We start from the raw sequence: 25249 nt of genomic DNA, 5'->3' as shown, positions 1-25249 counted from the left end.
TTGGTGAAGTCCGGCCGGGCGGGCGACCGTCAGGAGAGCAGGGCCCGCCCGAACCAGTCGGTCCGGTCCCGCACCCCCGGCAGGGCGAAGAAGTAGCCGCCGCCGAATGGCTTGATGTAGTCCACCAGAGGCTCGCCCTTCAGCCGTTTCTGGACACTCTCGAACTGCCGGGCCAGGTCCTGCTGGTAGCAGCAGAACACGAGCCCCATGTCGAGGTCGCCGTTGGCGTCCATGCCGCGGTCGTAGTTGTAGCCGCGGCGCAGGATCCGCTGGTTCTCACTCGGCTGTCCGGAGCGCGGGTTGGCGAGCCGGATGTGGCTGTCGAGGGGGATCACATCGCCCTTGGGGTCCTCCGCGTACTTCGGGGTGTCGAATTCGGCGGAGCCGTCGAGCGGGGCGCCGGTGTCGCGGCTGCGGCCGAACATCCGCTCCTGCTCACTGATCGAGACCCGGTCCCAGAACTCCACCAGCATCCGGATCAGCCGCACGACCTGGTAACTGCCGCCGGCCGTCCAGGCCGGCTCGCCGCCCCCGGCACCCACCCACACCAGCCGGTCCATCGCGGCCGCGTCGGCGGTGTCGGGGTTGGCGGTGCCGTCCTTGAAACCCATGTGGTTGCGGGGAGTTCCGCTGGGCCTGGGCGGGCTGGTGTAGCCGTCCATGCGCCAGCGCACCTGCATCCCGCCGCGGGTGTGCCGGGTTATGTCGCGCAGGGCGTGCAGAACGACGTCCGGGCTGTCCGCGCACAGCTGCAAGCTGAGGTCGCCGTGGCACCAGGCCGCGTCGAGGTCGTCGTCGGGGAAGGCCGGCATCGCGGTGAGCCGGGCCGGCTTGCGGCTCTTCAGGCCGAATCGGTCGTCGAAGAGCGAGGCACCGACGCCCGTCGTCACCGTCACCCCGCCGGTGGGCCCCTGCGGGCCGAGCACACCCGAGTCGCTGGGCGGCCCGGTGATCCCCAACGGGGCCGGTGTGCCGCCGGTGGCCAGGAAGCGGGCCCGTTCCGTGAGCGTACGCAGCAGCTCGGTGAGCTCCCTGCGGTCCGCGGCGGTCACATCGAAGGACACCAACGCCGTTGACCGCTGCGGGAGTTGGAGGATTCCGGCCTGGTGCACGCCGTGGAAGTCCACGTGCGCGGAGGCCTTCCCCGCGTCGTCGGCCAGGGCCGGGCGGGGGATCGCGCCGCTCAGGGCGGCCCCCGTGACGGCGGTGCCGACCCCCGCGGCCGCGCCCCGCAGGAAACCGCGCCGTCGTACCTCGCTCATGCCGTCCTCCGCGCATCACAGATCGTCGCCACCGGGGCGAGGAGTTCCACCGCCTGGCCGATGTCGCTGTTGACCCGCTGCCGGTCCTGGCGGCCGAGCCGGTCGAGGGGCGTCCAGCGGCCGCCCGCGCCGAAGCCGTCCAGGGTGTGCTGGGTGCGGTCCAGCCAGGCGTCGAGGCGCGGCAGCTCCGGGTAGCGACTGGTGAGCAACGGGCGCAGCAGGCCGAGGAGTTCGCGGGTGCCGTCGAGGTTGGCGCGGGCGGTGGCCAGGCTGGTTCCGCTGCCGTAGTCGGTGCGGCCGGTGAGCTCCGACTGGGCCGTGGCCTCCAGGATCTCGTGGGCGCGCAGCCCCAGCTGGGCCGGGTCGAGCCGTTCCTGCGGCCAGCTGTCACGCAGGGCGTGCACGGCCTGGGACAGCCGGTCGGCAGGACCGCGCAGGGATGCGGCCGACTCGCCGTGCCACAGCCCGTACTCGACGCGGTGGAAGCCCTCGAAGTCCTTGGCCGACGCGGCGTCGGCGGGGGCGGGGCCGGCGCCGTTGATGGCTGCGTCCGCATCACCGAACGCGTCGTAAGCGGCGCCCATCCGCTCGTAGACCAGGTGCGCGGGCAGCCAGGCCTCGCGTGCTGCGGCGAGGTCGCCGTCGTCGACGGCGCGCTTCAACTCGTCGGCGCGGTCGGCGAGTTCAACGGTTTTCGCCGTGACCCACTGCTGGTAGGAAATGGCCACGGGGATGAGGTCGTGCTGGGTCACGGGGACCGCGGCGGGGCCGCTGCCCGTGCTCGCGCCCGCGATCTTCACGGTGGGTCCGGTGACCGCGTCGGCGTCGTCCGGCAGGCACTTGAAGGCGTACGAGCCGCCGCCGAGGACCACGCGCATCTCGCGGGTGGTGCCGGGGGCGAGGCCCTCGACCTCTCCGTAGACGGCGCCGGTCGCGGGGTCGGTGAGATCGACCTCGGCCGCCGAGGAGGACGTGTTGCTCAGCGCGAACACCTGGGGGCCCGGCGTCGCGCTGCTCCAGCCCTTGCCGCAGGCGCTGGACGACACCTCGACGGTGGTCGGGCCCTTCGCCGCCGCGGGCTTCGCGTCCGAGGAACCGCCGCCGGACGAGGCGAGGGCCCAGACGCCCGCGCCCACCGCCACGACGGCCACGGCGAGGGCCGCAGTGGTGCGCCGGCCGACGGGCGGACAGGCCTTGCGGGCCGCTGCGGCGGACCCCTCGTCGGGTTCGGCCGGTTCCTGACCAGAACCCGGATCGGGGTCGCGCATCACGCACTCCGTTCGTGTCAGCTGCGAGGGGACGACGCCGCTCATGCTAGGACCTGTCCGGCGGGTCCCGTCTGGGACGCGGGGGCTCACCAGCACCACAAGGCCGAGGCAACTCCATGGCGACCAGACCCGCCGGACAGATCCTAGGCACCCGGCCGGGCCCGAACGCTCATCCGGGTGGCCGGGTGTCCAGATTTACCCCTGAGTTCACCGACACGACACCGGGCCGGGCCACGAATGGCGGATTGCGCCGCCGCGTCGCCGACCGGATCTCGACCACGTCACGTGGATACCGACCGGCTCGGACTGCGCCGCGTCCTCACCGAGCGGATCCGGACTACGCCCCGTCCCCGCCGACCCGGATCACGATCTTGCCGTGGGCGTGGCCCGTCCGGCTGAGCTCGAACGCGTCCGCGAGCCGCTCCAGCGGGAACGACTCGGCGACCGGGACCTTGAGCTGCCCCGCGTCCGCGAGCGTGGCGAGGGCTTCGAGGCCGGGCCCGTCGGGCCGGACCCACATCCACTGGCCGCCCGCCTCCATGACGGACGGGTCGGCGATCGAGGCGTGCCGGCCCCCTTCGCGCAGCACCGCCAAGGTGGCGTCGAGCACCCCGCCGACGTAGTCGACGACGACGTCCACTCCCTCGGGGGCCAGCGCCCGGACGCGCTCGGCGACGCCGTCGCCGTACGTCACCGGCTCGGCCCCCAGCTCGCGCAGCCGGTCGTGGTTGCGCTCGGAGGCCGTGCCGATGACACGGGCGCCCATGGCCTTCGCGATCTGCACGCCGAACGTGCCCACGCCGCCCGCGGCCCCGTGCACGAGGACCGTGTCACCCCTGCCCGTGCCGAGCCTGGTCAGGGTCTGCCGGGCGGTGAGCCCCGCGAGCGGGACGCCCGCGGTCTCCTCCCAGCTCAAGGACTTGGGCCGGCGGGCGAGCGCCCGTACGGGGACGGTCACGAACTCGGCGAAGGTGCCGCCGTGCAGATAGTCCTTGCGGGCGTACGCGAAGACCTCGTCGCCCGCCTTCCACTCGGGGGCGTCGATGCCGGTGCGCTCCACGACACCGGCGACGTCCCAGCCCGGGACCACCGGGAAGACCGTGTCCATCATGCCGTCCAGACCGCCGGACATGATCTTCCAGTCGACCGGGTTGACGGCCGCGCAGCGCACCCGCACGAGCACCTCGCCCGGGCCCACCTTGGGCAGTGGCTGCTCGGTCAGGCTCAGGACCGAGTTGTCTCCGTACGAGGTGTACGTCATGGCCTTCATGGTGCTCTTCCCGGTGCTTGCGGGGCTGGTGGGCATCGCGTGCTCTCTCCCGATGTCGAGGTGGGCGGGGAGGCCTGCCCTACGGTGACCGGCCTCCCCGGTTCCTACGATTCTGGTGCGCGCCGCGCGGGCCCGCTTCCCGGAACCGCCGGGACGGCTCAGCCCGCGTAGACGTCCTCCACGTACCGGCCCTCGGCGGTGAGCCGGTTCAGCCAGGCCTCGGCGTCCTCGGCCGAGGCGCCCGTGCGCTGGGCGTACAGGTCGCGGAAGGCGCCGCGCACCCCCGGTGCCATGCGGTTGCCGTCGCCGCACACGTACACCCGCGCGCCCGCCTCCAGGAGCGGCCAGAGTTCGTCGGCCTCGGCGGCGATGCGGTGCTGCACGAAGCGGCCGCCGCCCTCGGCAGGGGTGCTGAAGGCGGGTCGCAGCGAGAGGGCTCCGGCCCGTTCGGCGACGCGCAGTTCGTCGGCGTGGAGGAAGTCCGCGTCCGGTGCGTCGCAGCCGAAGTAGAGGACTGCGGGGGCGAGTCGGTGATGCGTCAGGCGGTCGGCGACGGCTCCGCGGAAGGGGGCGAGGCCCGTTCCCGCGGCGATCATGATGACGGGTTCCGCCGCATCGGGTGCGATACGGAAGGCCTCGCGGCACGGCTGCACCCGGGCGAGCACAGTGTCGCCGGGCCGCAGCGCGTGCAGATACCGGGAGCCGGTGCCGCCGGGGTTGAGCGCGACCATCAGGTCGGCGTGGCGGGGGTCGCGGGCGGGCGAGGAGGACACCGAGTACTGGCGGGGACGCAGCGGCGGCAGCAGCTCCAGGAGGGTGGGCCAGTCGAGTGCGCCCTTCAGCGCCGGGTGGTCCTCGATGAGGCCGAGCAGGGGGCGCGGGTCGTCCGCCGCCAGGTGTTCGAGGGCGGCGCGCTCGGGCGGGCAGGGGTTGTGCGCGGCGAGCAGCGCGATCTGGTCGCGGGTGGGCCGGGCTCCCCACTCGACGTAATGGGTGAGGAGTTCGCGTACCGAGAGCGGGCGGTCGACCGGCAGGGCGGCGGGCGCGGCGCCCGGTGCGTGGATGCCGAGGACCGTGTCGAGGTCCACGCCGAGGGCCGCGGCGGCCCGATGGACGACGGCCGGGTCATGGGCGGGCAGGACGGTGAGGTGGTCGGCGGTGCGGTAGGTGACGCCGTCGGGCAGGGCCAGGCGCACGAAGCGCTTGGGCCGGGGGTGACCGGGCGCCGTCAGGTCGCGGGCCTCGGTGACGGTCATCTCCATGAGGCCGTGGCGCGCGGCGAGCGCCTCGCGGGGCCCGCCGGTGATCTCGGTGACGGTGTACGCGGCCTCGGCGGGCGGCGTGGTGGTGCCGGCGGTCTCCGGGTCGCCGTACCGTTCGAGGAGCGTCACGCGCAAGGACTGGGCGAACTCCCGCACCGCGCCCATGAGTTCACCGGATGCGTCGGCTTCGGCGCGGGGCAGCAGCTGCTCGCCGCCGAGGGCCGCGAGGCGGTCGTCGATGAGGGTGGGGACGCGCTGGTAGGTCGCGGCCCAGTTGCGGTCGCCGACACCGAGCACCGCGTACGGCACGCCGTCGGCGGCTCCCGGTTCGGCGTCCTCGATCCAGCGCACGAAGCGGGCCGCGTCGTCGGTCGGCTGTCCGTTGTAGGAGGCGGCGACGATGACGACGGGACGGTCCTTCGGCAGCGCGCCGGCGTGGGCGTCCAGCGGGGCGGTCTCGGTGGCGAGGCCGAGCGTGGTGGCCTCGGCGGCCAGGCGCTCGGCGAACTCGCGGCAGGTGCCGTAGTTGGTGCCGTGCAGGAGCAGCAGGCCGGTGCCCCGGCGAACGCGGGCGGGCAGTTCGGGCCCGGACTCGACGGCCTCGGACGTCGCGCCGGAGGTTGCGGCGGGGAGTGCGGCCCGGTTCAGGGCCCGGTCGGCGGGGGTGCGCGGGATCAGGGAGAGGGCGAAGCCGTGGGGCTTCAGGGTGAGCGACTCCTTGATCCGCAGCTGGTAGTTCGCGGAGTCCACGAAGCGGTAGCGGTGCACGAGCAGCGCGAGCAGCATGGTCGCCTCGTGGAGCGCGAACTGCCGCCCGATGCAGGCCCGTTCGCCGGTCCCGAACGGCTTGTACGCGTGCGGCGAGCGGGCCGCCTCCGCCTCGGGGGTGAACCGTGCAGGGTCGAACAGCTCGAGGTTGTCGCCCCACGCGGGGTCGCGGTGCAGCATGGGCGTGAGCACCGTGACCAGTTCGCCGGCGCGCAGCGGGATGCGCCCGCCGAGCAGGGTGTCCTCGCGGGCCTGCCGGGTGAAGGCGGCCGCCGTCGGCCAGAGTCGTAGCGCCTCGCTCAGCACTTGGCGGGTGAAGCGCAGCTTGCCGATGTCCTCGAAGGTGGGGTCGGGGTCGGGGGTGTCGCCCCACAGCTCGTCGGCCTCTCGCTGGGCCAGGCGCAGCGCGGTCGGGTCCTTGAGCAGGTGGTAGAGGGCGAAGGAGAGGGTGCCCGAGGTGGTCTCGTGCCCGGCGATGAGGAAGGTGATGACCTGGTTGCGGATGTTGGCCGCGTCCAGGGTGGTGCCGTCCTCGGGGTGGGCCGCGCCCAGCATCAGGCCGAGCAGGTCGTCGACGGAGGTGTCCCCGCTCTTGGTGCGGGCGGCGATGACTTCGTCGACCACGGAGGCGAGGTAGGCCGAGTCCTGCTCGAACTCCCGGTCCTGCTCGCTGTAGTCGGCGCCCGGGGTGCGGCCGAGCCGCCTCATGCTCCATTTCAGGCAGCGCACCATCGCTTCGACGAAGGGGTGCGGGGTGGCCCGCCCGAACGAGTCGAAGTCGAAGCCGAATCCGGCGAGTCCGATGGTGTCCAGGGTCATCCGCGTCATGTCGTCGGCGACGTCCACCGCCGCACCCCGCGCCGCCTGCCGGTCCCAGCTGGCCATCACGCGGTGCGCGACGCGCAGCATCGCCGGATGGTAGGTCCGCATCGAGCCGAGCGCGAAGGCGGGCATGAGGATGTCGTGCGCCTTGGCCCAGTTCGGCTCGTCGTTGTAGGCGGTGAACAGACCGTCGCCGGCGAACTCGCGCACATAGTCGAGGGTCTTCGAGATGCCCTTGGAGAACCGGGTCTCGTCGGCGAGCTCGGTGACCAGGTCGAGCGAGCTGACGAAGAGGTGCTCGTGTTCGTTGAGCCGGCGCCGGAACACCGGCCCGTGCACGCGGGCCAGCTCCATGGTCTGCTGGATGGGCGTCTCGGTGAGTTCGCCACCCGAAATGTCCACCAGGGGGACCGCGTCGTCGGCCGGGCGTGCGTCTGTGGGGATCAGGATCATGTCCGTCATGCATCCAGCGTCACCCGCCCGCTGTGCCGCTCTCGGGCGCGCGACTGCATGATTGTGCAGTGGTTTCTCGCGTCCGGCACTTGCGGACGGGCCTAAGAGGGGCGGTGGCACGCGGTATGGCCGACGAGCAGACACCGGTGGAGGACTTGGGGGCGTGGCGCAACCACTTCCTGACCCTGCTCGACCGCATTCCCCTGCCGATCGCCGTCTGCTCGATCGACGGCGAGGTGCATGTCGCCAATCCGGCGATGGCCGCCGAGTGGGGCACCACTCCGGGACGGCTGCGCGGGCGCTCGCTGCGCGAGCTGTTCACCCCGCGCTCCGAGGAACAGATCGACCGGCTTGTCAGGGCGCTGCGCGCGGGCCGTACGTCGCGCTATCCCATCGAGGTGACCTGGCGGGCGGGCAAGGAGGGGGCTGAGCGCGAGGGCGAGTTCACCATCGACCCGATCATGGCCGTCCCCAACCCGCCCCCCGTACTGCTCGCGATGCTGTACGTACGGGACGAGCGCCCCGAACCGCCGGCTTCCCCGCACGGTTCGGTGAGCGAGGCGCAGGCCCGCATCCTCGCGCTTGCCGCGTCCGGCGCGACGACGGCCGCCATCGGCAAGGCCCTGGGCCTGACCGTGGACGGCGTCAACTACCACCTGACCCGGCTCTCCCATCGCTGGCGCGTCCAGGGGCGTACGGCCCTGGTGGCGAAGGCGTACGCGCTGGGCGTCCTGGCCCCCGGCCACTGGCCGCCGGTGCCGGCCGAGGGCCTGATCACGCGGCCCTGAGCCCGGCCTCCGCGATCGCCTCCACCAGGAGGTTGAGCCCGCGCGGGTTGGTGTCGAGGAACAGATTGGGCTCGATGAGCTCCAGTTCCATGACCACCGGCTCCCGGTTCTCGCCCAGAGCCAGGTCGACCCGGGCGAACAGCGGGGTCTCCGGTGACGGTACGGCCGCCAACGCGGCCGAGGCGGTGTGCAGTTCGGCGTCGGTGGGGCGGTACGGGGTGAGATCGGGGTGCGGCACCCTGAAGTTGTCCATCACCCCGGGCTCGGTCAGCAGCGGCCCCTTGCGCAGGGCGTGGCTGAACGCGCCGCGCACGTGGACCAGTGCCCGTTCCCCTTCCTCCACCAGGGACAGATACGGCTGGATCAGCACCGCACGGCCCTGGTCGAGCAGCATCCGCGCATGGCGTACGGCAGCCGCGGCCTGCCCGGGCTCGTAGCGTGCGGTGTCGCGGGCGCCCGCGGAGACGGTGGGCTTGACGACGACGCCCGCCGACTGCGCGAAGTCGGCCTCCCCGCACTGGTCTCCGGGTTCGAGGACCCGCGTCGGCACGACGGGAACACCGCGCCCAGCGAGCTCCAGGAGGTAGCGCTTGTCGCTGCTCCAGCGCACCATCGGCGCGGGATTGAGCAGCCGGGTGTGCCGGGACGTGGTGTCGGCCCAGGTGAGGAACTCGTCGAGCCGAGTCGCATAGTCCCAGGTCGAGCGGATGACCGCGAGGTCGAACCCGTCCCACGCCACGGCGTCCGCATCCCAGGCGACCGCTTCCGCTGCCAGGCCTTCGGCGCGCAGCGCGGCCACGATGAGCGGCAGGTCGACGTCGTACTCGAAGCCGGCCCCGCTCGTCACGACCGCGATCCTGGCAGAACTCATGGAATCCCTCCGGTGTCCCCTGTCCGATGTGCCGAGGCACCTTCGCACACGACGACTCCGTACAGCCCCTCATTTGTCGAGCGGGCCGGACACCACCTCTTAAAATCCTCTTACAACTCTTCGTTATCCATGCGCCATGGACATCAGCACGGGGAAGTCATCCATCGCGCGCCCGGCCCGCCGAAGCGGCCGGCGCACCCTTCTCGTTCTCGCCGTCGCCACCGCGCTGGCGGCCGGCCTGACCCCGGCAGCGACCGCCGGGACCACCCATTCCGCAGGGGTACGCGTCCACGACGGCCGGGTGGATCTGCCCGTGGCCGGGGGCACGGCCACCATCGACCCCGCGACGCTCGCGATCGACGCCCGTACCGACGACGGGCGCACCCTGCGGGTGTCGGAACCGGCCGCCGACGCGCCGGGCAGGCCCAGCCATGTGACCACGTCGGGCAAGGGCGCCCGCTGGTCGTATCCCGGCCGGAGCCTGACCGCCGAGGCGCACGTCGAACGCGGCAGGCTCCTGGTCACGATCAGCGCGGACCGCGACGGCACCCTGTCCTGGCCGGTCACGGGCACCGACAAGGCCGCTTCCGCCCTCCAACTCCCGCGCGGCGAGGGCCTGTCGCTGCCGGTCGCCGACGCGTTCTGGAACTCCGCACGTGCCCAACTCGTCGGCTCCGAGGAGGACATGGCCTCCCAGCTCACCCTGCCCGTCTGGGGATACACCCTCGGCGCCGGACGGGGCGTCAGCTACCTCGCCCCCACCGACATCGGCACGTCCCTCGCGTACACCTCGCAGGGCGGTCGGCTGCGTACCACGGCCAAGCACGACTTCTCCGGCGGCAACGCGACCCGCGCGTACACCGTCGCCTTCAGCCTCACCGACGGCTCCCCCGTCGCGCCCGCCGTCGACTACCGGCGCTGGCTCGCCGACCACGGTGAGCTCGGCAGTCTCGGCGAGAAGATCCGGAAGAACCCGGAGACGGGCAAGCTCCTCGGCGCGTTCCACGCCTACGCCTGGGGCGGCAGCCGCAGGGCGGCGGGCATCGACAAGCTCAACTCCCTTGGTGTGTCCCGCCTCTGGCTCGGCTACGACGCCGACGAATCACCCATGACGACGGCGGACGTCACCGCGGCACAGAAGGCCGGGTATCTGGTCGGGCCGTACGACTCGTTCGCCAATGGGCGCGACAAGGGCCCCGACACACCCCCGAACTCGGTGTGGCCCGACACCGTCTACCCGTCCTTCTGCGTGCGGCGGGCCGACGGCACGCCCCAGCCCGGCTTCCACAAGCAGGGCTGCTACCTCAGCTCGCAGGCCTTCGAGCAGGCCGAGCCGCGGCGGCACTACCTGGCGGACCGCACGCGCTCGCTGGTCGCCAACGGCGCGGCCAGCTACTTCCTGGACGTGGACGCGGCGGGCGAGCTCTTCCGCGACCATGACGCGGCGCATCCGATGACCATGGCCCAGGACCGGGCCAACCGCCTCGCCCGGATGGGGCGCCTGACCGACGGCAGCGCACAGCGCGCCCCGCTCGTGCTCGGCTCGGAGGCCGCCGGGTCCTGGGCCAACCAGGTGCTCGCCTTCGACCACGGTTCGGGCACGCCGGTCGACGGCCGGCTGTGGCCGATGGAGACGGGCCACTTCGACAGCACGCAGGACCGGCCCAAGGACGACCTCGCCTGGGGCGGCTACACGCCCGCGCCGGCTCCCGACACGTTCTTCAAGCCGGTCCGGGTGACCGACTTCAAGCCGGAGCACCGGGCCGCGGTGGCCGACGCGCTCAAGGCGATGTACGACCCGGCCTACCGCGTGCCTCTGTACGAGACCGCATTGCACGGCTCGCTGATCAACGCGGAGCGCTGGGAACTGCCCTTCGGCAAGCTTCCGGACCAGAAGACGACGCGGGCGCTGCTCGCGATGCTCTACAACACGCCGCTGAACTTCGTCCTCAGCGACAAGGACAAGCGCGATGACCAGAACCTGCGCGAACTGGCCGCGCTCCAGAAGTACTTCGCACCGCTCCACCAGGCGGCGGGGACACAGGAGTTGACGTCCTTCGACTGGCTGACCGCCGACCGCGCCGTGCAGCGGACCGTGTTCGGCAACGGCACGCTCACCGTCACGGCCAACTTCGGCAGCACCGCCCACGACGGGCTCCCGGGCGGCTGCGTCGACGCGACCCTCAAGGGCGGAGAGCCGCGGCGGCTGTGCCCGGCGAAGGTGGTGTCGTAGGCCTCTGCGCGTCTTCCCTCGCCGTCCTGGCCGAAAGGGCGCTCTGGCCGATCCCGCCACGCGGCGACAGGATGCCTCGCCCGAGCCGGAACCGTACCGGTATGGCCGATGGGAGAGGGACGGGCATGGAATCGAGACGAAGACTGAGCCGGCGCAGCGTGTTGCGGACGGGGCTCGGCGCCGGAGGACTGGCGGTGGCGTCACAGCTGCTGCCCTTCCTGCCCGGCGGCGGCCCCCGCCCGGCCTGGGCCGAGGACGCGGACGCCAGGAGAGTGGCCGGGGCCGCCTTCCCCGACTGGGCCAGATACGCCCGGCTCGCGGACGGCACCTTCGACGACGACGCCGACCCGCAGCGTGACATGCTGCCCGTCATCAGCGCGCTCAAGGCGCAGAACGTGAGCGTGATCGAGCTCGACACCGTCCTGTCGAACTGGCTGACCGACCAGCAGTTCACCGAGCACATGGCGAAGGTGAAGAGCTTCGCGGGCCTGGCACACCAGGCCGGGATGCGCGTGGTCATGTACTACCCCTCGCTCGAACTCATCAGCCCGGGCGGCGAGAAGGGTCCCTCCTTCTACAAGAACAGCAACGGCAAGGACTGGGTCCAGCGGGGGCTCGACGGGCGGCCCAATGTGTTCTACGGCGGCCTGGTCGTCTGGGTGGACCCGGGCGACGAGAGCTGCTGGCTGAGCCCCAACTCCCCTTGGCGTGACTACTACTTGGCACGGATTCGGGGCCTCGCGGCGACGGGTATCGACGCTATTTGGCCGGATGTTCCCATCTACTTCGACGGCGCGATGAGCTGGTGCGACGCCTCCCCCTGGGCGGCTGCCGCGTTCAGGGCGGACACCGGCCTCGAACTGCCCCGCACGGCCGACTTCACCGACCCGGCCTTCCGCCGCTACGTCGAGTGGCGCCACCGCAACCTGTCCCGGTTCCAGCTGGACATCGCGGCGGCGGGCCGCTCCGTCAATCCCGACCTGGTCACCTTCGTGGAGACGGTGACGATGGACTACCAGTACGCGTCCCTCATCGGCCTGGACGGCGCGCAGCTGCGCCGCGCGGAGGGCGTCAGCCAGGTGTGGGAGGTGGACATCCTCGGCAACTACGACGGGATGCGCCATGCCACGGCGAGCGACTGGACCTGCCTGATCTCGATGTACAAGTACGCGCGGGCCGCCAGCGGCACCAAGCCCGCCTGGGCGTTCTCGTACGGCTGGAAGGCGGACGACGCGTCCTTGGTGATGGCCGAGCTGCTCGCGGCGGGCTGCAATCCGTACGAGGTGAAGAGCCCTTTCAAGGACCAGAGCGCCGACACCGCGATGCGGGGGCGCATGTTCGGGTTCGTCGCGGCGCATCAGGAGCGGCTGTTCGACGCCGTCTCCGGTGCGACGGTCGGCGTGTACCACTCCTCCGCGAGCCGCGACTTCGTCAGTCCCGTCCAGGGCAGCGGCATGTACGTCAACACCAAGCCGCCCGCCGGGGTCACGGACTGGTGGAGCTTCGAGAGCTCCGAGGAGAGCTGCACCCAGCAGAAGTGGCTGGGCGAGTTCCGGGGCACGGTCAAGGCGCTGGTGTACGCGCACATTCCGTTCAACACCGTGCCGAGCCCGGACCTCGACAGGACCGACCTCGCCGGATACCGCGTCCTGTACCTCCCCAATCTGCAGGCGGTCTCGGATGCCGAGGCCGATGTGCTGCGCTCGTTCGTGGGCGACGGCGGCACGGTCGTGGTCACCGGCCCCGCGCCCACCGCCCTCGACGCGTTCGGCGCCGCCAGGACCGAGTACGCGCTCGCCGATGTGCTGGGCTTCCGCAAGGCCGACCCGGTGCCGGCCACCAGCCGCCATGCGTTCGGGGCCGGCATGTGCTGGTACTTCAAGGACCTGCTCGGCCTCGCCCATCTGTCGCGCACGGACGGGCCGAGCGCCGACCGGCTCCTCGAACCCGTCCGCACGGCCGCGCCGCCCGCCGTCTCGCTCGCCGGTGACCACCGGATCCACCTGGAGCTGAGCCACCTCGGCGACGACACCATCGTCCAGCTGGTCAACTTCACCGCCTTCGGCGAGAGCCCGGCCGCGTTCAAGACCACCCCGGCCGCCTGCACCGTCTCGCTGGCGGTCCCGGCGGGCCGTCAGGTGACGGCCGCCGCGGTCAGCTCGCCGGACGGTTCCTCGCCCGCGCCGGTGCCGGTTCCGTGGAAGGCCAGCGGCACCACGGTGACGGTCGATCTGACGGTGATTCAGTACTCGCTCCTTACTGTCACCATGAGCTGAGGGTCCGCCAGGGGGAATCACCGCCGTCCGTGTGACCGCACGGCCTGTGCGTGGACAATCCGTTGCCTTCGCGGTATCGAATGCGGGGTGTGACGATGAAACTGAGCGGGCGGACCCGTATCTCACTCGGAGCCCTCTGCGGTCTCCTCGCGGGCTATGCGGCGTTGGCGGTGGCCGAGTTGGTGTCGGCCGCCGTCCGCCCGGAAGCCGGGCCGGTGACCGCGGTCGGCGGAGCGGCCATCGACCGGACGCCCGTGACGCTGAAGGACTGGGCGATCCGTCACTTCGGGACGCACGACAAGCTCGTCCTCCAGATCGGCATCCTGGCCGTGCTGGCGGTTCTGGCTCTGTTCCTCGGCGTGCTGGCCCTGCGCCACCGGCGGGCCGGGGCCGCCGGGGTCCTGGCCTTCGGGGCCGTCGGGGCGCTGGCCGCGACCGGGCGCCCCGACTCGCACAGCGCGATGGACGCGCTGCCGTCCGTACTCGGCGCGGTCGCCGGCGCGGTGCTTCTGTACTGGCTCGTCGGACGCCTTCCCGGCGTACGGCCGAGCACGCGGAGGGTGGCCGGCGGCGAGGGCTGGGACCGGCGCGCGTTCGTGCTCGCGGCGACCGCGGCGGCCGCCGCGTCCACCGCGGCCGGGCTGCTCGGCCGCGTGCTGAACTCCAGCAGTGAGCGGGCGGACGCCTCCCGCGCCAAGGTCGTCCTGCCCCGCCCGGCCTCGCCCGCAGCCCCCGTACCGAAGGCCGCGTACCTCCAGCTCCCGGGCCTGAGCCCGCTGTTCACCCCGAACTCCGACTTCTACCGCGTCGACACGGCCCTCGTCGTGCCGAAGGTGGACGCCACCACCTGGCGGCTGAAGATCCACGGCCAGGGCGTCACCGCCCCTCGCACGGTCACTTTCGACGACCTCGTCCAGGGCCGGGTGGGCGAGCTGATCGAGCGGGACATCACCCTTGCGTGTGTGTCCAACGAGGTCGGCGGACCCTATGTGGGCAACGCCCGCTGGATCGGCGTACGCCTCGCCGACCTCCTGAAGGAGTGCGGTGTGCGCCCGCCCTCGCGCGGCGGGCCCGCCGACCAGCTGGTGGCCCGGTCGGTGGACGGGGTGACGATCGGCAGCCCGGTCGAGGCGGTCCTCGACGGCCGGGACGCGATGCTCGCCATCGGCATGAACGGCCAACCCCTGCCCTTCGCCCACGGCTTTCCGGTCCGCATGGTGGTGCCCGGCCTGTACGGCTATGTGTCGGCGTGCAAGTGGATCGAGGACATCGAGCTGACCACGTTCGCCGCGTACGACGCGTACTGGGTGAAGCGGTCCTGGTCGCAGCAGGCCCCGGTCAAGACGCAGTCCCGCATCGACACCCCGAGGACGCCCGCCCGGCTCAAGCGGGGCACGGTCATGGTCGCGGGGGTGGCCTGGGCGCAGCACCGGGGCATCGAGCGTGTCGAGGTGCGCGTCGACGACGGGCCCTGGCAGCGGGCGGACCTGGCGGCCGAGGACAGTGTCGACACCTGGCGCCTGTGGTCCTACCCCTGGCAGGCGACCACCTCCGGCAGCCACACCCTGACCGTCCGCGCCACCGACGGCACCGGCGCGACCCAGACCGAGGAGCGCACCCCGACCGTCCCCAATGGGGCGACGGGCTGGCACTCGGTCGAGGTCACCGTCGCGTGACCCGATGCTCAGCGGTGCGCGTACCGGGTCAGGAAGGCCCCCCAGTCCGCTTCCAGCTTCCATTGCAGCGATGCCTTGGGGGCGGCGGCGAGGAAGGTGCGGCAGCCGGCGCTCGGCAGCCGGTGCGCGTCGGGGGTGTCGTTGCGGCACGGCTCGGCGAACGTGCCGTAGCTGTCCTGCTCCTTCCACAGGTTCGGGCCCTCGATGAAGGCGTGGTCCAGTGAGGCGCGGGCGAGCTTGCGCAGCTGCGCGACGGTCAACTGCTGCTCGGTGACGGCCTGTTGGAACACGGCGGTCAGATCGCTGCGGCTGACGCCGGGGTCGTCGGTGGCCAGCGCGACCGGGACACCCGCGTCGAGATAGCTGCGCAGCGGGTGCCGGTCGCCGCTGACGCGGAGGATCTGGGCGTTGCTGATGAGCGGCGCCTCGACGAGGACGTGCTGCTTCCGCATCCGCGCGGCCAGCGCTGCCGGGTCCTCCTCATGCGCGAAGTCGACGCCGTGGCCGATCCGGTCGGCACCGGCCACGGCGACGGCCTCGTTGATGTGGAAGGTCAGGTCGCGTGCGCCGACCCCGTTGAGGCCCTTCACGAGTTCACCCGCGTGCAGACTGACCCGCACCTCGGGGGCGCGCGACTTGAGGAAGCCGACCATTTTCATGTGCAGGGTGTAGTCCCGCAGCGCGACGGGCGCGTCCTCCGGCTGCACCATGTTCACGCCGACGAGCCCGCCGAGGTGCCGGCGTACGAGCTCGAAGCCGAGGATCTGCTGGGCGAAGACGTGGCGGGGCTCCTGGGCGCGCAGGACCTGGTAGTCGAAACGGATCGCGACCCGGCAGGCCTCCGGGGCGGCCGGGGTGTCGCAGCCGAGCTGCTTGCGGTAGTCGCGGACGCTGCGGTCGGTGTCGTCGGCCGCCTGCCGGACCAGGGCCCGGAACTGCGGGTTCGCGGTCAGGGTGGCGTGGAATCGCGCGAAGTCGTCGGGCCCCGGGTCCTTCGGCAGGATGCGGTCGACGAGCTGGTCGAGCGGTCCTGCCTCGGGAGTGGTGAGGGTTTCCAGATAGCTGCTGTGTTCCCTGGCCGCGGCCCGGGCGACCTCGGCGAGCATGTCCGCATCATGACCGGTTTCGGCCTCGTCGAACTTCCCGAACGTGTCGAAGAAGTGGTCGTGTCCGGGCTGCGGGTCGCCGTCGGGCGGCAGGACGAAGCCCTGCATCGACCACGCCTCGATCACCTGCTGCCGGAACGGGCCCGGAGCCACGGCGTCCCGTGCCGGGCGCTGTCCGGTCGCACAGGGCTGGGGTCCCGGAGTCGCCAGGTAAGTCGTGGTGTCGATGCACTTGCCGTCCCGCGCCGCGTAGCCGATCAGCGACTCCGGGCGGACCGCGCCGCCCAGGTGGTGGTGCAGATCCGCGCCCTTGGGCAGCTCCGTCATGAAGCGCCTGAGCTCGCTCGGGGAGTCGGCTATTCGCCCCAGGTACGCCTGGACGCGGGCCTGTTCAAGGATGCCCGGATCCGATGGAGCGGCAGCCGCGGGCAGCACCCCCGCGGCCACACCCAGTGCCGTGAGCCCGGCGAGCACCAGCCTGCGGGTTCCGTGCCTCTTGCGCATGTTGCGTTCCTCTCGTCGTACCTGGCGCTCCGCGCCGCATCCATCGGCACCTGCCGGAGCCCCTCCCCGCCCAAGAGTCCCAGCACTCCCCGCGCGACCCGTCCGAACCGGTCAGGGCTGTGGCGCCTGCGGAAGGACCAGGCGCCAGAAGGTGCTCAGGAGCGGGGGCGACGCCCATGCGGGGTCGCGACGGGAGAGCAACTCGATGCCCGTGGTGGCGGCGAAGATCAGGTCCGCCATGTCGTTCCGCTCCACGGGGTCGTTCCGGAACTCCTGGTCGGATGCCTCCGCGAGCACGCTCCGCACGAAGTCCCGCCATTCGCGGCGCAGATCCAGGCCGCCTTCCCGCACTCCGTCACCGCTCAGCTTCAGGCCGGCCCGGGACACGACGTCGTGGCGGAGCTGGTCGGCGAGCGCGTACGAAGTGCCGGTGAGCCGCTGCAGAGCGCTCATGCCGGGTTGCTGCGCCTTGTCGGCGGCCCGCCTCAGCCGTACCGCCGCAGCCATCTCCACGCTCGTCGCCACGTCGGCCTTGCTCGTGAAGTGGAAGTGGAGTGCTCCCACACTGACACCGGCGGCGGCGCTGATGTCCATGAGTGTCGCCTGGACGTATCCGTGCCGCTCGAAGGCTTCGGCCGCGGAGTGGATGAGTGCGTGGCGGGTGCGTACGGCGCGGTCTTGTCTGGCCACCGGTGGCTCCTGGTGCAAGGGGTGTTCTGCGTGCGGAAGTGCGGGGGGGCTACGGCTCGATGAGCCCGGTTCTGATCGCGTACCGGGTCAGTTCGAGGCGGTCGCGGAGGCCCAGTTTCTGCAGAAGGTTGGCGCGATGGCGCTCCACGGTCTTGCTGCTGATGACGAGGAGATCGCCGATGTCCTTCGACGAGTACCCCTCGGCCACGAGCTTGAGGATCTCCTCCTCCCGCTCCGTGATCGCCCGGTCGGGCAGCGGCCTTCCCTGGCGCAGGCGTTCCAGGTATTCGCGGATCAGCGTGTTCTCGGCTCCGGGGTAGAGGAACGGCTCGTTGCGCACGGCGGCCCGGCAGGCAAGGACGAGATCGCGGTCGGCGACCGTCTTGAGGACGTACCCGCAGGCCCCGGCCTTGAGGGCTTCGAAGAAGTACTGCTCGTTGTGATACATCGTCAGAATCAGGATGCGCAGATCCGGCTGGAGCCGGGACAGTTCGCGCGCGGCCTGGAGTCCGGTCCGGCGGGGCATCGCGATGTCGAGGATGGCGAGGTCGACAGGTGTCTCGCGGGCCAGGGAGACGGCCTCGGCTCCGTTGTCGGCCTCGGCGACGACCGTGAGGTCCGGCTCGCTGTCAAGGATGGGCCGTACGCCGCGGCGCACGAGGGCGTGGTCGTCGGCGAGCAGGATGCGGGTCCTGGCCAGTGTCATGCGGTGCTCCCTGCCATGGTGGCGATGGCCAGGCGCACTTCGGTGCCGCCGTACGGTCCGGCGCCGAACGACAGCTCCGCGCCCGTCAGGAGCGCGCGTTCGCGCATGCCGCGCATGCCGTTGCCCTCCGGGGCCCCGCCGGTGCCCTTGCCGTTGTCCCTGATGAGCAGCTCGACGACCCCGGCAGCGCTGCTGCGCAGCCGTATCTCGGCCTGGGTCGCCGCCGAATGGCGTGCCATGTTGGTCAGGGCCTCCTGGGCGATCCGGTAGAGGACGAGTTCGCTCTCGGGCTCCAGAGACGGCAGGCCCCGGTCGATGCGGTGGCGTACGGCGAGGCCGGGCACGGTGAACTCGGCGGCCAGGGCGCGCAGGGCGCTGGCGAGGCCCAGCTCTTCGAGCAGGCCGGGGCGCAGGCGCCGCGCGATGCGGCGGATCTCGTCCAGGCCGGCGCGGGTGGTCTCCTGTGCGAGGCGGAGTTCCTCGCCGAGGGCGGCGGGAGCCCTGTCGGCCGCGTGCTTCAGCTGGAGCAGTACGGCGGTGAGGGTCTGGCCCACCTCGTCGTGCAACTCCCGTGCCACGCGCTGCCGTTCGGCCTCCTGCGCCGACAGGATGCGGGCGCTGCTGGCGGCACGCTCGGATTCGAGGCGGTCGAGCATGGAGTTGAACGTCCGTGTCAGATCGGCGACTTCCCCGGCTCCGACGGCTTCCGGGCGCGCCTCGCGGCGGATCAGATCGGCCGTCGTCATGGCCTGCGAAAGCCGTTTCAGGGGGGCGAGCCCGAAGAAGCGGACGAGCAGTGCGTTGATCACCAGCATCACGGCAGCCCCGGACACCACCACCTCGGCCTCACCGAGCCGCACATGCTTGGACACGGTCACATACGGCCCGAGGAGCAGCGTCATGGCCACGGCGACCACGGCGGCGTTCAGCAGGAAGATGCGCCAGAACAGCGACATCGCCGGTCCTCTCATTACTCCGTGAACCGCCTGTCTCCGTGGGATCCGGGCACAATGTCGCCTGCCTGGGGTGAACATGCTGGTCAGGGAAGTCTCCGCAATCGCTATGGGTCACGTCCATACATGCTGACACCCATTTTCCCGCCCCGCTTCGACGCGGGGTCGGGACCAAAGTCCCTATGCGGAACGGCTGTCAGTGGATTGCATGGCGTACCAAGGAAGTTGGCCTGTTTCACCCCGCACGGAACGAAGGGCTCCCCCGCTGATGAGTCATGTATCCAGACGGCGTCTGCTCACGCTGGCTCCAGCCGTCGGAGTGGCCACCGCCATTCCCGTAACGCTCACGACGGCGGCGCATGCCGCACCTCGTCAAGGCAGCGCGAAAACATCGGCCCGGCCCCTCCAGGAGATTACGGACGCGTGGGGTCGGTGGATGGCCCGCGAACGGTTCCCGGCGTCGAACGGATGCCGTTTCACCGCGTCCACCGATTATGCGAAGCAGAGCTTCCTCAACGACTACCACCGGCATCAGGTCGGCGCGAAATACCGGGACATCATCTATGACGCGAATGCGCCATCTCCCGTGCCGGGACAGGTCAGTTCAGTGGCCACCAACTACCGCAATGGGACCGCGGTGGAGCAGACCGTCACCTACAAGCAGAGCAAGACGACCGAGCAGGATCTGCGGATCTCGGTCACGGAATCGCTGAAGATCGGCGTGACCGTGGAGGTGTCGGCGGAGATTCCGGCGGTCGCCAAGGTCAGCGAGACGACGTCGATCGAGGCGAGCCTGTCCTCGACGCAGGAGTTCACGCACAAGGAGACGCAGACCTGGAGCGTCGATCTCCCGCTGCGGATACCGCCCAAGTCGGTGGTCGAGGCGACGCTGGTGGTCGGCACGCAGAAGTACGACATCGACTGGACGGCCACGGTCACGCTGCGGGGGAACGTCGCGATCTGGTTCAACGAGAAGGTCGACCTCAACCAGGACGGGGATCGCCACTGGCTGTGGTTCGTGCCGGTCGAGCAGGTCTTCCGGGACTGCCGGCAGCACCAGATCATCGACACACCGGGATACGAGATCGTCGCGGACGGCGTGAACGCTTTCGCCAGTGGCACGTTCAGCGGGGGCCAGGGTGTCTCGCTGAACGTGAATGCCGACCAGAAACCCCTCGACGGCAGCCGGCGCAGCAGCGTGGATTCCCGCACGATCCCGATCCCGCTCGCACCGAACGGAAACCGAGCGGCGGTCCCCGGTCATTGATCCGGCGCCGCCCCGGACTTGGCGACACCACCCCCTCGTGCGGAACCTCAATGGGGTGAGTTGAATAGGGTGAGTCCGATCCCGGGAAAGGGGCGGCCTCATGGCACAGGTGCGCGTACTGGCGCTGGATTTCGTCGGCACTCTGGCGGGCCATGGCCCCTCCCCGGACGGCCGATTGGTAGCGAAAGCGCTGAGCGACCTGCCGGGGACGGTGATCCCTGACGACTTCCCCACCCGATTCGACGCCGTGGCCCATCGCTTCGGGGAGTCCGACCACGCCCGAGGCGTACGCAGCACCTTTGCGACCCGCCTGCGTCGCGCCGCCCAGGACTGCGGCGCAGGCATCCCGGACCTCCGGCTCGCGATGGACGCGGTGTTCGCGGCGCTGCCCGACGCGCGCATCGACGTCGAGGCGGCGTCGGCGCTGCGGAACCTGCACGCGACCGGGCTGAGGTGCGTCCTCGCCTCGAACACGGACCGCCCCGAGCGGGTCCGCCTCCAGACCCTGGCCGGCTCCGGAATCGCGGACTGCTTCGACGCCTTGGTGCTCTCCGGCACGCTGGGCATCCGCAAGCCGGACCGGCGCTTCTATGCGGCGGTGACCGAGGCGGCGGCCTGCCCGCCCGAGGACATCCTGTTCGTGGGAGACAACCCGGAAAATGATGCGGTGGGGCCGCACGCATATGGGATGCCATCGGTTCTTGTCAGGCCGGGGCCGCGGCCGGCGGGGTTGCCTTCGGCGATCGCCACGATCAGCCACCTGAGGGAACTGGCGGCTCACCTCAACAACCGTAAGAGCAGAGCCGGTTGAATACTGTCCCGCTCTAACCGGTCACACCCCGATGTCCTCATTCCACAACTCGGGATTCGCCGCGGTGAACAGCTTCATCATGGCCACGCATTCCGGATCACCGAGCACGACGATCTCCACCCCGTGCCGGGCCAGCCACTCCTGACCGCCCTGAAACGTCTCGTCCTCCCCCACGACGACGCGCGAGATGCCGAACTGCCGTACCAGGCCGCTGCAATACCAGCACGGGGACAGCGTGGTCACCATCGTCGTGCCCCGGTACGAACGCTGTCTTCCCGCATTGCGGAATGCCGCCGTCTCGGCATGCAGCGAGGGATCACCGTCCTGCACCCGCCGATTGCGTCCGCGGCCCAGTACTTCCCCGTCCGCGCCATAGAGCGCCGCGCCGATCGGGATGCCGCCCTCCGCGACGCCCGCCCGGGCCTCCTCGACGGCTGTCGCGAGCCACTGCCTGGCCAGTTGCCGTTCCATGGTTCCCCTTCCACCGTCCTTCGGGTGCGGGCGTCGGTTACTCGGCTGTCCTGACCCGCTCGTGGTGCAGGAGGACGACGCCGTTGCCGAACGTGCGGGTCTCGACGAGGCGCAGCTTGTGCGTGTCGGAGTACGAGGTCGGGAAGAGGCGCTTGCCCGTTCCGAGCAGGACCGGGTGGACGTACAGGCGGTACGCGTCGATGAGGTCGTACTGCCGGAACGTGGCGGCGAGATTCGCCCCGCCGATCACGAGGTCCCCGCCCGGCCACGCCTTGAGCGCCTCGATCTCCGCCGGGACGACCTCGTGTTTGACCGTGGTGTTCCAGTCGGCCTTCTGAAGCGTCCGGGAGTACACGATCTTCGGCATCTCCCGCCAGATACCGGCGAATTCGACCTCCGGCGGGGAGGCGGAGGGGTCACTGTCGGCGGTGGGCCAGTACTCGGCCATGAGCTCATGGGTCACGCGCCCGCTGATGAAGGCGCCCATGGGCCTGAGCTGTTCGTTGACGTACCGGTGCAGCTCGTCGTCGACCATGTGCCAGTCGATCTCGCCCTCGGGCCCCGCGAAAAAGCCGTCGAGGGAGACCGACATGGGAAGGATGATCTTTCTCATCGCAGTCACCCCCGCGACGATACGCCCGCCCTCACCGACATTCCCGTCAAGGGCGCCGGCTCTTCTTCGGGTGTGTCAGAGCCCTGAGCCCGGCGTTAGTTGTCTCCGGCCTTCGGTGCGCCCAGGGCGGCCCGGGCCGCTTCCTCGATCGTGGTCGTCGGGCTGAAGAGCGGGTCGAGGCCGCCCGCCGTCAGGATCCGCCGATGCCACGGCCGTACGCACACCACGCCGAGGTGGCCGTCGCGCGCCCGGATTCTCCGGTACGCCCGGCACAGCAAGGTGAGGGCGGCGCAGTCGAAGAAGTCGACGGGCCGCAGGTCCACGATCACTCGGGCGCCGGTCGGCTGCGTGGCGGCGTCCAGATGCAGCTGTACGCCGGGCGCGGTGGCCAGGTCGACGGTGCCCTGGACCTCGACCACCGTGAACCCCTGCATCAGGTACGTACGCGCGTTGCAGCAGCGGTCCGGCAGCAGCCCCGGCGGGAGCGGAACAGGCGCCGAGACGGATGGCCGAGCGGTGGTTCCCATGGCAACTCCCGGTCCAGAACTGACCCCCGCGGGTGCAGAGGTACTCGGTTGTCGGGCAGTCACCGTGGTCCCGGGGTGACGCACTACCACCCTAGGAATAGAGCCGCATGCAGAAACGTGCAGCCTTCGAATTGTTCACCCTGGGGGGTGAACGAAATTTGCGCCGCTCCCCGTTTGAACCCTGAACACGGGGAGCAAAACCGGCCCGGCGCCCCCGTCTGCCGACTCGCGGGAACTGAAACCCCGCTGCCGAAGGACCAGTTGGGGCCGCCGCCTCGGGGCCGGGCGCCCTCCTCAAGCGCCCGGCCCCGAGGCCTGCCGTCAGTACGCCCCGAAGACGTTGTCGATCGAGCCGTACCTGTTGGCGGCGTAGTTGCACGCGGCGGTGATGTTGGCCACCGGGTCGTAGAGGTCCGTGGACGTGCCCGCCACGTGGAAGGCGTCGAAGGTGGGCTGGATCACCTGGAGCAGGCCCTTGGACGGGACTCCGTTGATGGCGTTGATGTCCCAGTTGTTGATGGCGAGGGGGTTGCCCGACGACTCGCGCATGATGTTGCGGTAGATGCCGTTGTAGCTTCCCGGGATGCCGTGCTGGGCCATGATGTCCAGCGACTGCTTGATCCAGCCGTCCAGGTTGTTGGCGTACTTCGGCGCACTGGCCGTGGTCGCCGTGGTCGCCGTGGTCGCCGTGGTCGCCGTGGTGAGGCTCGTCGTGCGGGCGGAGCGGTCGGCACGGTCGGCCGAGGCGGCCCGGGCGGGGGCGCCGACGGTGAGCTTGAGGCCGGGCTGGATCAGAGCAGGGTTGCCGCCGATGATGCTCTGGTTGTCCTGGTAGAGCTGCTTCCAGCCGCCGCTCACGTTGAGGGCGTCGGCGATCTTGGCGAGCGAGTCCCCGGCGACGACGGAGTAGCTGGTGGGGGCCGCCTTCACCGCCGTGACGGCGGCGGCGGAGTGGGCCGACGCAGGCGCGGCGGTGGCCGTGGTCGCACCGATCACCGGAATGGCGAGGACGGCGCCGCCCGTACCTGCGGCGGCAAGGCCACGGGAGAACGAGCTGGACTTGGGGCGGCGGTGCTTGCCCTTTGCAGGCATGGTGAATTCCTCTCCTTCGCCTGCGAGGTGAGCTGTCGGGTTCGGACGGGAGATGTCCGGTCGCGGCGCGCGCGACTTCACCCCAGCCGTTCCGGAATCCGGATCGGCGGCTTACCTGGGTCCCCCGCTCCTGCCAAACGTGTGTGGGAGGGTCCGGACGGCGGCAGGATTCGGCGTTCCATCCGGATTGCGGTGAACGTAGACGAATACGCCGAGTGGAAACAAGCCCAGAATTCAAAGGGCGCGATCCGGGATATAGATCCACTTAAATCCACACCCGGCGGCCACCCCGCCCGACGCCCTCAACTCGCTTTCGGACCAACCGAAATGCCCCTGCCGGACCCGGACGCCCACAACTCCGCACGTGACCCAATTCACTCGCTCTCCGTGCAACCAAACACCCCACTCGCAAAAGTGGCGAGCCTTACTCAATAGCCACCAATTCGGACATTGCAAAAGCTGGATCGATGGCACCTCAAAGTGTGCCATTTTGGACACTTGGGACCTCTCTTATGTCCGATGCCTCGCATACCGGAGACAACACACACGTCTCTTACGCCCGTGCCGGAGATCATGGTCACAGGCAGCCCCCACGGTGGGGCCGGCAGCAGAGGGGTGGAGCGGTGATCCGAGAGAGCGCGGAGTACGACGTCCTGGTGGTCGGCGGCACGGGGGTGGACACGGTCGTACGGGTCGATTCCCTGCCGGTCCCGCTCGCCGACTCGGTGCAGGTCGGGCCGATCGAGGAGTGGCCCGGGCACACCGGCGCGAACGTGGCTCTCGGGGCCCGGGCACTCGGCCTGGAGGTCGGCCTGATCGACTGCATCGGCGACGACTGGACCGGCTCCCGGGTCCGCGAGCTGCTGGCCCGGGGCGATGTCGACTTCGCCCCGCTAACCTCCCCTGCGGGCACCCGGCGCGCGGTGAACCTGGTGGACGCGCACGGCCGCCGGATGTCCTTCTACGACGCACGCGACCCGGCCGACCTGCGGATGCCCCGGGACTTCTACCTCCCCCGGCTGCGCCGGGCGCGCCACGTCCACCTCTCCATCATGAATTTCGCGCGCTTCCTCTTCGACGACATCGAGACCCTCGGAGTCCCGGTCTCGACCGATCTGCACGACTGGGACGGACTGGCCGACCACCACCGGGAGTTCGCGCTCCGGTCCGACCTCGTGTTCCTCAGCGCGGCGGGCGCGGGGGACAACACCCCCGCTCTGATGCGGGAGATCCTGCGCGAGGGCCGCGCGGACACGGTGGTCGCCACGGCCGGCGCCGAGGGCTCCTACCTCCTCACCCGGGACGGCAGCCCCACGCCGTACCACATCCCGGCGACCGCACCCCACGCCCCCGTCGTGGACGCCAACGGCGCGGGCGACGCGTACGTCAGCGGCTTCCTGTACGGCAGGCTCACCGGCCGGGACGTACGGGAATGCGGCCGCTTCGGCGCCCTCGCCGGCGCCCATGCCTGCACGGCCCCGGTCGCCACCGACCCCATCACCCGGAAAAGCCTGCTGGCGGCGGATCAGATCGCTTGAGATCATTCCGGCGTTCGGAGCC

General features: G+C 70.9%; 20 protein-coding genes and 1 riboswitch. Of the genes, 7 read left to right on the top strand and 13 right to left on the bottom strand.

Translation table 11 applies throughout. From position 1 onward, the window contains the following. Nucleotides 1-29 precede the first annotated feature (29 nt). From efeB to ABD346_RS11560, 4 genes are all read right to left on the bottom strand, one after another. A complete protein-coding gene (efeB, locus tag ABD346_RS11575) occupies nt 30-1262 on the bottom strand; it encodes an iron uptake transporter deferrochelatase/peroxidase subunit (RefSeq protein ID WP_344374225.1) in 1233 nt (410 codons plus the stop codon). Beyond that, on the bottom strand, nt 1259-2530 hold the full coding sequence (locus ABD346_RS11570; protein ID WP_344374223.1) for an imelysin family protein: 1272 nt from the start codon (nt 2528-2530) through the stop codon (nt 1259-1261). The genes efeB and ABD346_RS11570 overlap by 4 nt, the downstream gene beginning before the upstream one ends. Before the next feature lie 337 nt (nt 2531-2867). Continuing rightward, complete coding sequence (locus tag ABD346_RS11565) at nt 2868-3800, bottom strand: NADP-dependent oxidoreductase (protein WP_344374476.1); 933 nt, start codon at nt 3798-3800, stop codon at nt 2868-2870. A gap of 158 nt (nt 3801-3958) precedes the next feature. Beyond that, on the bottom strand, nt 3959-7114 hold the full coding sequence (locus ABD346_RS11560) for a cytochrome P450 (protein ID WP_344374222.1): 3156 nt from the start codon (nt 7112-7114) through the stop codon (nt 3959-3961). A 104-nt stretch (nt 7115-7218) separates the two neighbouring features. On the opposite strand from ABD346_RS11560, the gene ABD346_RS11555 reads away from it, so the two are divergent. Beyond that, nucleotides 7219-7893, top strand: a complete 675-nt coding sequence (locus ABD346_RS11555) for a PAS domain-containing protein (protein ID WP_344374220.1) — start codon at nt 7219-7221, stop codon at nt 7891-7893. Here ABD346_RS11555 and ABD346_RS11550 read toward each other — a convergent pair. Further along, nucleotides 7880-8764 (bottom strand): ATP-grasp domain-containing protein, encoded by an 885-nt coding sequence (locus ABD346_RS11550; RefSeq protein ID WP_344374219.1) that lies wholly within the window; start codon nt 8762-8764, stop codon nt 7880-7882. The genes ABD346_RS11555 and ABD346_RS11550 overlap by 14 nt on opposite strands. A gap of 136 nt (nt 8765-8900) precedes the next feature. On the opposite strand from ABD346_RS11550, the gene ABD346_RS11545 reads away from it, so the two are divergent. The 3 genes from ABD346_RS11545 to ABD346_RS11535 all read left to right on the top strand — a co-directional run bounded on the left by ABD346_RS11545 (nt 8901) and on the right by ABD346_RS11535 (nt 14949). Continuing rightward, on the top strand, nt 8901-10997 hold the full coding sequence (locus ABD346_RS11545; protein WP_344374218.1) for a glycoside hydrolase: 2097 nt from the start codon (nt 8901-8903) through the stop codon (nt 10995-10997). Between the two features lie 194 nt (nt 10998-11191). Then, the gene (locus ABD346_RS11540; protein ID WP_344374216.1) at nt 11192-13273 is read left to right on the top strand and encodes a type 1 glutamine amidotransferase family protein; all 2082 of its coding nucleotides are present in this window, start codon (nt 11192-11194) and stop codon (nt 13271-13273) included. Nucleotides 13274-13353: 80 nt separating this feature from the next. Beyond that, complete coding sequence (locus ABD346_RS11535; RefSeq protein ID WP_344374215.1) at nt 13354-14949, top strand: molybdopterin-dependent oxidoreductase; 1596 nt, start codon at nt 13354-13356, stop codon at nt 14947-14949. A gap of 8 nt (nt 14950-14957) precedes the next feature. Here the strand turns inward: ABD346_RS11535 and ABD346_RS11530 are convergent, their stop codons facing one another. From ABD346_RS11530 to ABD346_RS11515, 4 genes are all read right to left on the bottom strand, one after another. Beyond that, a complete protein-coding gene (locus ABD346_RS11530) occupies nt 14958-16559 on the bottom strand; it encodes an adenosine deaminase (RefSeq protein WP_344374214.1) in 1602 nt (533 codons plus the stop codon). 111 nt (nt 16560-16670) lie between these two features. Continuing rightward, nucleotides 16671-17249 (bottom strand): ScbR family autoregulator-binding transcription factor, encoded by a 579-nt coding sequence (locus ABD346_RS11525; RefSeq protein ID WP_344374213.1) that lies wholly within the window; start codon nt 17247-17249, stop codon nt 16671-16673. 49 nt (nt 17250-17298) lie between these two features. Beyond that, nucleotides 17299-17955, bottom strand: a complete 657-nt coding sequence (locus ABD346_RS11520) for a response regulator (RefSeq protein WP_344374211.1) — start codon at nt 17953-17955, stop codon at nt 17299-17301. Next, entirely contained in the window at nt 17952-18911 is a 960-nt protein-coding gene (locus tag ABD346_RS11515; RefSeq protein ID WP_344374210.1) for a HAMP domain-containing sensor histidine kinase, read from the bottom strand. The genes ABD346_RS11520 and ABD346_RS11515 overlap by 4 nt, the downstream gene beginning before the upstream one ends. 316 nt (nt 18912-19227) lie before the next feature. Here ABD346_RS11515 and ABD346_RS11510 point away from each other — a divergent pair, with 316 nt between their 5' ends. Both ABD346_RS11510 and ABD346_RS11505 read left to right on the top strand, forming a co-directional pair. Then, the gene (locus ABD346_RS11510) at nt 19228-20175 is read left to right on the top strand and encodes an ETX/MTX2 family pore-forming toxin (protein ID WP_344374208.1); all 948 of its coding nucleotides are present in this window, start codon (nt 19228-19230) and stop codon (nt 20173-20175) included. 100 nt (nt 20176-20275) lie between these two features. Then, complete coding sequence (locus ABD346_RS11505) at nt 20276-20986, top strand: HAD family hydrolase (protein WP_344374207.1); 711 nt, start codon at nt 20276-20278, stop codon at nt 20984-20986. Between the two features lie 21 nt (nt 20987-21007). Here ABD346_RS11505 and ABD346_RS11500 read toward each other — a convergent pair whose 3' ends face one another. The 4 genes from ABD346_RS11500 to ABD346_RS11485 all read right to left on the bottom strand — a co-directional run bounded on the left by ABD346_RS11500 (nt 21008) and on the right by ABD346_RS11485 (nt 23689). Then, nucleotides 21008-21457 carry a nucleoside deaminase gene (locus ABD346_RS11500; RefSeq protein WP_344374205.1) on the bottom strand — a complete coding sequence of 150 codons (450 nt, stop codon included), beginning with the start codon at nt 21455-21457 and terminating at the stop codon, nt 21008-21010. 37 nt (nt 21458-21494) lie between these two features. Beyond that, on the bottom strand, nt 21495-22070 hold the full coding sequence (locus ABD346_RS11495; RefSeq protein ID WP_344374203.1) for a dihydrofolate reductase family protein: 576 nt from the start codon (nt 22068-22070) through the stop codon (nt 21495-21497). A gap of 95 nt (nt 22071-22165) precedes the next feature. After that, nucleotides 22166-22597, bottom strand: a complete 432-nt coding sequence (locus ABD346_RS11490; RefSeq protein ID WP_344374202.1) for an anti-sigma factor antagonist — start codon at nt 22595-22597, stop codon at nt 22166-22168. A gap of 321 nt (nt 22598-22918) precedes the next feature. Next, nucleotides 22919-23689, bottom strand: a complete 771-nt coding sequence (locus tag ABD346_RS11485) for a transglycosylase SLT domain-containing protein (protein WP_344374201.1) — start codon at nt 23687-23689, stop codon at nt 22919-22921. 2 nt (nt 23690-23691) lie between these two features. Then, a riboswitch (cyclic di-AMP (ydaO/yuaA leader) is annotated at nt 23692-23875 on the bottom strand. A gap of 437 nt (nt 23876-24312) precedes the next feature. Between ABD346_RS11485 and ABD346_RS11480 the strand changes: the two genes are divergently transcribed. After that, nucleotides 24313-25227: a carbohydrate kinase family protein gene (locus ABD346_RS11480; protein ID WP_344374200.1), complete on the top strand. Its 915-nt coding sequence runs from the start codon at nt 24313-24315 to the stop codon at nt 25225-25227. Nucleotides 25228-25249: the final 22 nt, after the last annotated feature.

The organism is Streptomyces mauvecolor (assembly GCF_039532965.1).
Classification (GTDB): Bacteria; Actinomycetota; Actinomycetes; order Streptomycetales; family Streptomycetaceae; genus Streptomyces; species Streptomyces violascens.
The sequence above is the reverse complement of the archived record's forward strand: the minus strand, read 5'-3'. Positions and strand labels throughout refer to the sequence as shown.